Below are 11,304 nucleotides of genomic sequence, written 5' to 3'. Positions count from 1 at the left end.
CAGATTCAGCTTTTTTTATCATTGCGATTGCGTCTGATATCTCTGCCATAATTAATCACCATGGTACACTTATTTTTATTGTGCAATATATATATCTTTTACTATTTAATAGTAGTAAAAATAGCTGAAATTTAAATTTAAATAAAAAAATGTATTTAAAAAATAAAATTTAGATAAAAATAATGGATAAAAAAAAGAATAAAAGAAAAATAGACTATCTGTAAAACCATCTCAAAATATTAGGCGGCAATTTCTGTAAATAAGCAAGAACTGCTATTGTTATGATAATAAGACCTACAATAGCCAATTCGAAGTTGTATGGAAAATCCAATAACATATACCCAACAACCGCTATGACAATACCTTCAAAAAAGAAAACTGCCTTGGTCCAGCTAGGGTTGTACAGGATTATCAGATAAGCAACACCTATCAAAATCAATATGATTGAAGTAGCAATAACATCATTTGTCAAAGTCTGATGTCTGAATATGGGTGTTAATGCCCAAACAATCAACATTAAAGCCAATGCTATCCCTAATAATTTAAACATTTTAATATTTGCCATAATAACACTAATTTTAGTATTTATTTCATAATATTTATATCATTTTATACAAATCTCTTATTATGGATAGAGGAGTTTGGATAATTTTAAATGAAAATTTTTCACTGACATTGGACAGTGAAATTGACAACGGCAAAATTGCTGATAAGAAATTCTCACCCGGCGAAGATATCTGGACACATGAACTTCCACGCCTGGGTTTCAGTGATGAAAACATTCAAAAGGACTATGATGACTTCCTTAGCGACATCATATCACTGTTCAGCGAACCTGAGGTTGACAAAGTATTCATTGATGCTAAAATAGGGGAAGAATCAGAATACCTCAATGCTAAAAGGCCATTGCTGATAAGAAAAATAGAAGAGTATAGTGTGGATGAAATCATAGAATAGCAAATGCTGCATTCAATACTTCATCCATGTCGTTGAATTCCAAAGGATTGCCTTCGTCATCAACCTTTTCTGTGGTTATCAGCACATGGGGAGACGCCCATAGATATGAATAAGCAAAATAAGCCACATTGACAAAGATCAATGGGCCTAAAAAAGATAATGCGATTATTAAACATACCGCATGAATCAAAAGGTTTCCATACCTTCTTTTCATCATCAATATGAAATTGTCATCCTTTTCTATAATCTTAAATTTTTTTGAGGATAACTCTTCTGATATATCTTCCATATCTTTAGAGTTATCTGCATCAAGAATAAAAAGTTTCATTTTAATCTTTATATACTACAAATTCATCCAATTCCATTCTAGGAGTATCTCTAGGTTCGGCATCACCATATCCGAGAGGAGTGAACAGAACTGCTTCCTCATTTTCATCCAAATCCAAAAATTCATGGGCTTTATATTTCTTGAATGCGCCGATATAACATGTTCCAAGGCCCGCGTCTGTAGCTGCAAGAATAATATGGTCCATCACTATTGTTGCATCGATGTCGGCAATATTTTTGACATCCCACGGTCTGGTCCATGCCTTATTTCTTATTGCCACGACACACAAAACGTATGGCGCTTCAACAAACCACTTAGCACCATAGATTTCAGAAAGTTCCTTTCCATATTTTTTTGTATCAATCACATAAACTTTAAATGGCTGGTAATTTACACCTGTTGGAGCTAATGTTGCTGCTTTTAAAACATATTCAAGCTTTTCAGGTTCAACTTCTTTATCCAAATATCCGCGTACACTGTACCTTTCCGTAATTACATCAATGAATTCCATTTTATTTGCCTCCCTGATAAATAATATCATCTAAATCGCAAAATCTTCTAAATTCCTCTTCATCCATATTTTCTTCATGAATATGTGCAATTATGCCTGGAAGCCTTCCAATCATGAATACCCCCAATCCCAAATCAGGAGTGAAACCTAAATCTGAGAGGATTGCTGCATTTGCACCGTCAACATTGAGTCTGATGCCTTTCTTTTCAGAAAGCAAATCTTCAATCGCCAACGCTAACTTGATATGGGGTCCGACAAAACCCTTGTTGATTACAACTTCCATCAACTTATCTGCCCTGGGATCCACATTATGATATCTGTGGCCAAAACCTGGTATCTTTTTGCCTTCAATAGTGAAGTCGTTATAGATATCAATGGCTAAACTAGCGATTTGCTTATTATCAATATTTGAATCCTCAATTAAGTAAAGGGAATTAATCTTTGATTGGAACAGCTCCATAGTTTTTTCAATTGCCCCCGCATGTTTATGTCCGAATGACAATAGAGCTCCTGAAACGGCCGCATTTATAGGGGAGCCTGAAGATGCAATCAAACGTGCTGTCTGAGTGCTTGGAGGAGTTACTCCATGATCGCAAAATGAAACCAGAACATGATTGAAAATCTTTCCTTCAATAACAGAAGGCAATCTTCCCTTTAAAAGAAGAAAAACCATGTCACTATATCTGATTTTTTCAATCAAATCCCTTTGATTGTATCCCATGGTTACGATTTTATCTTCTTCAACACGGGATATTGCGGTTTTTAGAGAATGAGGATTTATTTTAAAATTATTTTCTTGCATTTTTTTGATACCTTACAATTCAATTAATTAAACATAATCTCAAATGATATATAAAGATTTATAATTTCAATGTGGCGACTCTTGGATCAACAAAACAGGATGGCCTTACGGAAACAATTCTAACGCCACTTGCTCGCTGATTTCCAATATTTACATAACTTCCTAAAACTGTTGTCCTTCCACCCAAACCGAAAGGACCGATTCCTGTTTGATTTATCCTATCAGTAATATGCTGCTCATAATCACTTTGATTGTCCAAATTTCCGTAAGCTATTGACTTCAAAAGCAGTGATGTTGACTCGAAATGTGTTCTCCCAATACCTATTGACGGAATTGACGGAGTGCATCCTAACATCTTTAACGAATCCTCGAGCCATTCGCATGCCGTATCTATGACATTTTCAAAAGACCTTTTATGGTAGACCCTATATGTTTTGGCTCTGATTTCAGGCCCGCCACCTTCAAGCAGAAAATGAATATTTAAAGTGTCGGGGGATATGTCCCTTTTATATGTTGACTCGTCATTTGCGCTATCAATCAGGATGGATGCCGGGCGAAGCATTCCCGGCTCATCAAATAAGCCCCGGCTCTGTTCAATCCTTTCAACAGGTCCTCCCTTAACGGCCATAGGTCTTGCAGGAAGATTGTTCAACCCCAATGCAATACCCTCATGAATCTGATTTAGGAGCTCTCCTGAAATTTCCCTTTGGCTGCCTACTTCAATAATCACATGAGGAATTCCAGTATCATCACATAATGGAAATCCAGTCTTTTGTGCAACCTGATAATTTTCATGAATTTGTTCCAAGGCCCATTTTGCATTTTCATTATCTTCAGTTTCAATAGCTTTTTTTAATGCCCTGAATTTATCATCAGAAAGAGAAGTAGATGCTTTTATGATAGTTTGAGAAATATCTTCCAATATATCCATATAATCACTCTGGAATAGCTAAATCACTAGATTGATCAGGAGAAGCAACAGCATCAGGACAATATTCATCGATAACCCTTTTGACTAGTGAAACCTGTTTTATGCGGGCAATAGCTTCTTTTTCAGTAGTGTCCCAATTGTGATTGGCTGCAACAGAACCTCCAGTCTTGAGATAGACAGGAGAAGCCACTCTGATAAAATCCGGAACTTCATAATGCCTAATAAATCCTCCTGTGGATTTTGGATTTTCCGTGTGCAGATCTATAGACATGCCTGTAGCATCTCTAATTGCAGCTATCATCGGAATCTGCAAATCCCTTACAGGATTTAAAGAATCAAGACCGTGGCTTTCAAGTAACTTGGCGGAAGCCGGATTTGAATGTCCTGCATGGGCAGACAATTTAAAGTGAACGTTTTCAGGTAGTTCCGCCCCCATTCTCATTTCATTTAAAGCCCAAAGAAGACCTTCATCATACAACAATATTCCACGGACTCCTAACCTGCAAGCCCTTTTCACGTCTTCTATGGCATAGACAAGATTATCATAACCTCTAAGGCGATATCCTATTCTGGCGCCTTCCTTTGTGTGTACTGTGGCAGATGTGTCATAAGTTGCCCTTGGACCAACAGCCAAAAATAGTTCGCATCCGTAATCGATTGCAAGTGAAACCATTTCTTCGATTTCATCATCAGTTAAAAACATTATTCCTTTGGTTTGAGTTACCCTATGGATGAAGATGCCTTGTTTTGATGATTCCTCTAAAAGAGCCTTCATTGTCTTTGGGGATTGGATACCCGGAACTTCAAAACGGTACTGTCCCCCATCCTTAAAACGCTTAATAGATTCATAATCCTTTGAAACTTCATTTATGCCAATTTTTTTAAGAAAATTCTTTGTGTTTTCCATAGTATCTACTCATTTAATTTGCGAACAACATATTTCATGGAATAATCCTCAAGAGAATCAATAACAGTGAGGTTTTTGATGTTATAATATGGATTGAGGCCCTTAAACTTATCGATCAATTCCCTCAGCTGCAGAGGGTTTTCAAAATCTCCTTTTGGAAGTAAAGTAATGTTCTGGAATATTCCATTCCTGAACTCTTTATCCAATTTTATAACAACATTTGAAGGTCTTTTAGCAGGATATAACTCATTTAATTTATCATCGGAAAGAATAATCATTCCTTTTGCAAGTTTTTTTATGCAATTTACTTTATCGACAGTGGAATAGTTATCCAAAAGACCATATTCTATTAATTGGTCAATCTTATCAACGCTGACTTCTCCGACTACCAATGAAATGGCAACGGCGTAAGGGAGACTTTGTTTCAGTTCTTCCAAGTTTTTAGGGTCATAATTGTTATGTTGGGCTGCAACGGAATATGTTTTGACAGCCACATTTTGAATATGATTGTATTCCTCACCAATACTGGCCTTAAGCTTCAGTGCAGTGTCTATTGAAGAGTGCAAATGCCTGCAAAATGGATATTTCTTAAAGTAGATGTCCCTCACCCTTACCTTACCTATATCCTTTAAAACACTCTCCAGGGAAAAATCCTCCATATCATAATCTTCGTTATCAACCACCATGGCTTTTAAAAATCCTTCATCACCTTCAAATATTGTTCCACTACCAGTGAAACCATTTCTGGCTAGAAATGCTGCTAAAATTCCATTATATGCTGCTTTTCCAACATGCAAAACCTTACCCATTGATCCGCCATGGTCAGACTCCAAAAGCCCTGCCGCCTGAGTTCCGCATAATCCCAAGGCATTTAAAATTTGATCTTCATCAAGCTTTAATAATTTTGAAGCGACAACTCCGGAAATGAAAGTTCCTATTGTCCCGGTTGTATGGAATCCCTTATTTCTATGTTCCGGATTGACAATTTGGCCCAAAAGGATACCCACTTCATAACCTACAATAACACCTTCCAAAAATTCCTTCCCGCTTAAGTCATAAGCTTCAGAAATGGCTAACGCGGTTGGAAATATTATTGAACCTAAATGAATTTGGGCGCCTCTATGACCATCATCCAATTCAAGGACATGAGCTGAAACACCATTTACAAAAGCGGCGCTTAAAATATCCGTTTTAATGCTTCTTCCGATAATTGAAGATTTTAAATTTGAATCCAAGTTTCTTGAAAATACTTCTTCAACAGTGTTTAAAGCAATGTTTGGAGCTTCCTCATTTATTCCTCTATAGGTGACTCCAAAAAAATCTAAAAAAGCTGCTTTAACAGTAGTTAGTGACTCTACAGTTGCCTGTTCATAGCGATAGTTTGAAATAAATTTAGAAATATTTTGTAAAAACATAAAACACCTACAATATAATATGTAAAAAGTAGTATTAAAATTATAAGTATAAAAAAATCAACATTCATTCCTGAAATTAAGCTGCAGGAACACCTGTTAACACCAATACGATATGAGCCACAATAGCTGCACCGTAATAAGTTGCTGCAATAACCAAAACAGTTATTACAATAGCTCTCCAACCTAAAGCCTTGAATTCATCCCAACTTTTACCCATACCAATACCTACGTAAGCTAAAAATACGGTAACTATAGATAAAAGTTCAATTTGAGAAACGTAATATAAAACAAATTTTGATGTAGGCATACCCGGATAAGCCAAAAGTATACCGATTATACTGATATATAAAATGGATGATGCATTAATAGGAAGCTCCCTTTCTAACCAAACACCCACAAGAGTGATGAGTGATAAAATTGCCATCCCAACCAGGGAATCTGCAATCGGATGTTTATAACCCAAAAAGTTGCCGATAACAGTTATAACTGAAAATATGGCCAATAGCAATATCCAATTAAGGATACCATGAACAGAAACATTTTCAGAACCGTCAATTAAATCAGGCATTTATTCATCCTCCTTAGGTATAATAGAATCCCTTCCGATTTTAGGTTCGAGCCAGTCATACATTTTTTCTGTCAACGGCAATGCTATGAAAATTACAATATAAATGCCCACACAGAATGAAAGCAGATTACTGAATCCTGCAAATGCTTGAACTTGGGTTTCGAGTCCTGGGAACGCCGCAAGGGTCGGACCTATTGCTGCCGCATTCATACTTGCACTTCCGACACCACTGGCCATAGCAAATGCATAAGGGTGTAACGGCAAGAAGGATAATGAAAGGGTTACCAGGAAACTGATAAATATTGTACCGATAACTGTACCTATGATAAATATAGCAAATACTCCTCTTGATTCTGGAGAGTTAAATCCATACTTATCAACAACGACTGCAACGTTCGGTTCACGACCAATGGAATTGGTCATACCGATAGATTCCTTTTTAAATCCTAAAAGAAGTGCAATTGGAAGTACCAGTATTGTTGCCAAGTGCCCCAGCTCCTGTAAAATCAAAGCGGGACCCATTTCAAAAATAAGGCCTATGGATTGACCACTGGCAACAGCCAATTTGGCGATCAAAACACCTATGAAAAGCATCATTGCCCCTTCAGCAATACGGGCTTGCTTTCTTTTAATCCATTTAATTGGTTTGGCTAAATAGAATGCCAGACCCAAAATAATCGTATAAATAAGAGGCATGATAGTGATTGCCACATCCTTAGTAATCGGAACCCTTATAGTTCCAATAAGTTCTGCAATTATAACCAAAATAAGTACAGTTCCGTGTAATCTGTAATCTCTCCAGGGATTTTTCTTTAAAATACGTTTATCCGTTTTTTCCCTGTAAATATGTTCAACATGTCCGTCCTGACCCTTATTTGGAATAATAACAAACCCCTTAACAAACTTTAAAAATGTAAAAAAATTTTTAATATAATAATATTTTCTTGAAACATATTATATAAATTAATAACATTTAATTTTAAAAAATTCACTAAATACGAATAAAAATAAGTAATAATTTTCACAAAATAAGAATAGTTATGCCGGAACGCCAGTCATAACCAAAACACAATGTGCAACAAGAGCTGAACCTAAATAGGTGGATGCAATAACAAGAACTGTAACGATAACTGCCCTTCCACCAAGAGCCTTGAACTCATTCCAACTTTTTCCCATACCAATACCGACATAGGCCAGAAATACTGTAACTATTGACAGGAGTTCAACTTTAGAAACATAATACAGTAAAAAATCAGATGTGGGCATGCCCGGAAATGCCAATAGAATTCCCATCACACTAATATAAATGATGGAGGAAATATCCAAAGGAAGATACCTTTCCATCCAAACGCCCAGTAATGTGATTAAGGATAGAATAGCCATGCCAACTAATGAATCTCCAATCGGATGGTGAAATCCGATTGCATTGCCGACAACGGTAATAACCGAAAATATGGCTAAAAGCAAAATCCAATTAAAAATTCCGTGAACTGAAACATTTTCAGATCCCTCCATAATATCAACCATTTACTCATCCTCCTCTTCAACAACAGGTTTTCTTCCAATTATAGGCTCTAAAATTTCATATAACTTTTCAGTCAACGGCAATGCTATAAAAATTACAATATAAATCCCAACAGAAAATGACAGCAGATTACTGAATCCTGCAAACGCCTCAATCTGAGTTTCCAATGCCGGAAATGCTGCAAGCGTAGGTGCTAATGAAGCGGCGTTCATACTTGCACTGCCCACACCACTGGCCATAGCAAATGCAAATGGATGCAACGGCAGAACAGAAACAGAAATACTTGTCAAGAAGCTAATGAATACTGTTCCGATAATTGTTCCAACAATAAAAAGAGCAAAAATACCTCTTGATTCAGGAGAATTAAATCCATATTTATCGACAACAACTGCAACTTCAGGTTCACGACCAATAGAATTGGTCATGCCAATAGCTTCACGTTTAAAACCTAAAAGTAAAGCAATAGGAAGCGCAATTAAAATTGTGGCCAAATGCCCTAATTCCTGCAACATCAAAGCAGGACCCATTTCAAAAATAAGATGAATTGATTGGCCGCTTGAAACAGCCAATTTTGCAATCAAAACACCGATGAAAAGCATCATAGCCCCCTCAGCAATTCTTGACTGTTTTCTTTGAATCCATTTAATGGGTTTCGCCAAATAAAAAAGCAATCCCAAAACCATTGTGTAAAGCAAAGGCATTACTGACACTTCAATACCTTTAGCAAGTCGAATTTCAATAGGGCCAATATACATAGCAATAATAACCAAAACAAGTACAGTTAAATGTAAACCATGATCTTTCCATGGATTCTTCTTTAAAATACGCTTATCAGTTTTTTCACGATAGATGTGTTGAATTTCTTTCGTCTCAATATCATTATCAGACATAATACCCTCTCCCGCCCGGCATAAAAATATATGCTAGTTAATTTTTTATTACACAGTCATCATATTTAAATTAATATGATTTAGTTCTCAAAAGTTCTAATTTTGCGAATAAAAATTAGTAAAAATTAATAATTAATTCACAAAAAGAGAAGTCTAAAATTTAAATAAAAACTAGTATTTTCAGATATAAAAAGTTAATAAAGAATACTTACTCTAAATTCATACGACAAAGTGGTTTTGAGAGATGTCTCCTAGCAGAAACCGGTGTTTCATAAAACCAAGAATTTTTTAAAAAACGAGTTATCAAAATAGGAACTTTTTCATTGGATTCAATTTTTCTTCCACATTTTTTACATTTGAAACCTTTATTTTTGCCGGCAGATGTCATTCTTTTTCCACATTCGCAAATCGGATTTTTATACTCAACATCATTCAATTCAATGACCTGAAACTTTTCAATATTGAACGTATTCTGCTCACCGATTCCTCCATAGACCCTGATGATATCGCCCTGACGCAAATGTGAAACAATCTTTCTAAAATTCTTTGTAGGTTCATATGCACCGCATTCAATCTCGCCGGATTCATCGAAAATGTAAAAGAACATGTGTCCCCCGTCAATGATAGTAGGTCTGTTTTTGACTTCACCTGTTACGCAATAGCAACCAAATTGTTTCATTGAGGCAATATTTTCTGCCTTTTGTATATGCATGTCAGTGTGCTGGTTTGTCTTAAAAATGCACCAGTCGACAATAGGTTCTGAAACTTCAACTATATCCATTGCTTTTTTTAAAGCACCCACAGTATTTGACCTAATACCGTATAAGACCGGGCACGGTGTTTTAGGCTCGATTGCAATATAATCTTCGGAATAATCAATATTTTCAAAAGTGTCGGGAAATGTTTCCTTATCCATTCTGTAAACTGATTCGTAATTAATCTGCCTTTTAGTTCCGTAATTATCTGAACTTCTATAGGCAAGCAGCTCATAGGTGAAGTCAGTTAGCGGCAAACTGATTGCCGCAATTGATCCTATAATGCCCCTTCCTTTTTTGAACTTGTGAATTTCACATCCTACAGATTTACCGAATTCCTCCGCCTCATCGATTGTAATGAATTCATAAATGGCTCTAAAAGCGTAGCCTTCCATTTCCTTTGTGATTTCCCCATCGTAAAAGATTACTCCGGGATTTGTATTGTCGCAATCGAACATGGATAACTTCTCAACTTCCTCAAGAACTATTTCTTTAGCCCTTGCGGCATTATCATCATTGACTATTTTCAGACTTACTCCTCCATTTCCACGAGTTTTGAATCGGGCAAACGGATTTAATCTTATCAATCTGGGATAATCAACTAACTCTATGCCGTTATCCTTGAATTTATTGACAATTTGACTTGCCAAATATGTTGTGCACATTCCATCCGGAGAATCCGTATCATCTATTCCAATATGTAAATAATTAATCACAATCACCTACTAAAATATATTAAAGTTAAAAGAATATATAGTTTAATCAGAGGTAGAAAAAATGTTGACACGAAGCCAAATGCTGCAAAATATTGAAAATCTATTAAAATCACAAGGTTTTAAAACCTCCGATATTTATGAACAGGGCTCATTTGATATAGTGGCAAGGAAAAACCTGCAGATTTTGCTTCTGAAAACATTTTTGAATATAGACAGCATCAATGAGCATAATGCTCATGAAATGAAGCAGCTAGCCAATATCTTTCTCGCATCACCAATCATTATCGGAGAAAAATCAAGGAATGGAATTTTGGAAGATGGAGTGGTGTATGAAAGATATGAAATTCCAACAATTACTTTTGAAACCTTAAAGAACATGATCATATACGGCGAATCGCCTGAAATCCTAGCGGATCGTGGAGGGTATTTTGTTAAAATAGACGGCAATGTCATAAAACAGTACCGTGAAGAGTATTCAATGTCTCTAAAAGATTTGGCAAGCCTTGCGCATGTATCCCGCGCTACAATGTACAAGTATGAAAACGGAATTGTGCGCGCAAATACTGAAACAGCAATGATTTTGGAAGAAATCCTCAATACCAAAGTCACATTGGATATTGATCTGCTGAAACAGCCTCAAAATGAAGAGGTCAAATATAGCGATGACGTTAAGGACCTGTCAAAATTAGGATACGGGGTTTTGTCAACCAATAAAAGTCCTTTTGATGCTGTTGCTAAAATGAAAACTTCAGATAAACATTCACCATTAATGGCAAATGTTGAAAAAAACAGGAACGAAAAAACTTTAAAAAGAATGGCAATACCATTGAAGGACTTGTCTATGGTTACAACATCAGAGCCTGTTTTTATAATTAACAATGATAAGATTAAGGAGTCAATAGGTACAATCCCTGTTATTAAATCATGGGAATTGAAGGAATTTGAAAATTCAAAGGAACTATTGAAAATGATTAGAGAAAGAAAAGAAAATTAGAGTGG

At 35.9% G+C, this 11,304-nt stretch carries 14 protein-coding genes; 2 read left to right on the top strand and 12 right to left on the bottom strand.

The window, feature by feature from the left end:
* Window positions 1-214: 214 nt before the first annotated feature.
* On the bottom strand, window positions 215-565 hold the full coding sequence (locus tag E7Z77_RS06595) for a hypothetical protein (protein WP_292751750.1): 351 nt from the start codon (window positions 563-565) through the stop codon (window positions 215-217).
* Between the two features lie 62 nt (window positions 566-627).
* On the opposite strand from E7Z77_RS06595, the gene E7Z77_RS06590 reads away from it, so the two are divergent.
* Window positions 628-957 carry a hypothetical protein gene (locus tag E7Z77_RS06590; protein WP_292751747.1) on the top strand — a complete coding sequence of 110 codons (330 nt, stop codon included), beginning with the start codon at window positions 628-630 and terminating at the stop codon, window positions 955-957.
* Here the strand turns inward: E7Z77_RS06590 and E7Z77_RS06585 are convergent.
* From E7Z77_RS06585 to E7Z77_RS06535, 11 genes are all read right to left on the bottom strand, one after another.
* Window positions 947-1,285 carry a hypothetical protein gene (locus E7Z77_RS06585; protein ID WP_292751744.1) on the bottom strand — a complete coding sequence of 113 codons (339 nt, stop codon included), beginning with the start codon at window positions 1,283-1,285 and terminating at the stop codon, window positions 947-949. The genes E7Z77_RS06590 and E7Z77_RS06585 overlap by 11 nt on opposite strands.
* Window position 1,286: 1 nt before the next feature.
* Window positions 1,287-1,796 carry a nitroreductase family protein gene (locus E7Z77_RS06580; RefSeq protein ID WP_292751741.1) on the bottom strand — a complete coding sequence of 170 codons (510 nt, stop codon included), beginning with the start codon at window positions 1,794-1,796 and terminating at the stop codon, window positions 1,287-1,289.
* Window position 1,797: 1 nt separating this feature from the next.
* Entirely contained in the window at window positions 1,798-2,598 is an 801-nt protein-coding gene (locus tag E7Z77_RS06575) for a citryl-CoA lyase (RefSeq protein WP_292751740.1), read from the bottom strand.
* Between the two features lie 58 nt (window positions 2,599-2,656).
* Window positions 2,657-3,529: a fumarate hydratase gene (locus E7Z77_RS06570; protein WP_292751738.1), complete on the bottom strand. Its 873-nt coding sequence runs from the start codon at window positions 3,527-3,529 to the stop codon at window positions 2,657-2,659.
* 4 nt (window positions 3,530-3,533) lie between these two features.
* Window positions 3,534-4,436: a peptidase gene (locus E7Z77_RS06565; RefSeq protein WP_292751735.1), complete on the bottom strand. Its 903-nt coding sequence runs from the start codon at window positions 4,434-4,436 to the stop codon at window positions 3,534-3,536.
* A 5-nt stretch (window positions 4,437-4,441) separates the two neighbouring features.
* Window positions 4,442-5,851, bottom strand: a complete 1,410-nt coding sequence (locus tag E7Z77_RS06560) for an MmgE/PrpD family protein (protein WP_292751733.1) — start codon at window positions 5,849-5,851, stop codon at window positions 4,442-4,444.
* 76 nt (window positions 5,852-5,927) lie between these two features.
* The gene (locus tag E7Z77_RS06555; protein WP_292751730.1) at window positions 5,928-6,419 is read right to left on the bottom strand and encodes a hypothetical protein; all 492 of its coding nucleotides are present in this window, start codon (window positions 6,417-6,419) and stop codon (window positions 5,928-5,930) included.
* A complete protein-coding gene (locus tag E7Z77_RS06550) occupies window positions 6,420-7,304 on the bottom strand; it encodes a DUF3100 domain-containing protein (protein WP_366510253.1) in 885 nt (294 codons plus the stop codon).
* A 153-nt stretch (window positions 7,305-7,457) separates the two neighbouring features.
* Entirely contained in the window at window positions 7,458-7,946 is a 489-nt protein-coding gene (locus E7Z77_RS06545; protein WP_292751724.1) for a hypothetical protein, read from the bottom strand.
* Window positions 7,947-8,834, bottom strand: a complete 888-nt coding sequence (locus tag E7Z77_RS06540) for a DUF3100 domain-containing protein (RefSeq protein WP_292751721.1) — start codon at window positions 8,832-8,834, stop codon at window positions 7,947-7,949.
* Between the two features lie 208 nt (window positions 8,835-9,042).
* The gene (locus E7Z77_RS06535; protein WP_292751718.1) at window positions 9,043-10,311 is read right to left on the bottom strand and encodes a tRNA(Ile)(2)-agmatinylcytidine synthase; all 1,269 of its coding nucleotides are present in this window, start codon (window positions 10,309-10,311) and stop codon (window positions 9,043-9,045) included.
* Window positions 10,312-10,366: 55 nt separating this feature from the next.
* On the opposite strand from E7Z77_RS06535, the gene E7Z77_RS06530 reads away from it, so the two are divergent.
* Window positions 10,367-11,299, top strand: a complete 933-nt coding sequence (locus E7Z77_RS06530) for a transcriptional regulator (RefSeq protein ID WP_292751716.1) — start codon at window positions 10,367-10,369, stop codon at window positions 11,297-11,299.
* The last annotated feature ends 5 nt before the right edge of the window (window positions 11,300-11,304 follow it).

The sequence above is a fragment of the Methanobrevibacter sp. genome (assembly GCF_015062985.1).
GTDB lineage: Archaea > Methanobacteriota > Methanobacteria > Methanobacteriales > Methanobacteriaceae > Methanocatella.
This window is presented reverse-complemented; position numbering and strand designations above follow the sequence as displayed.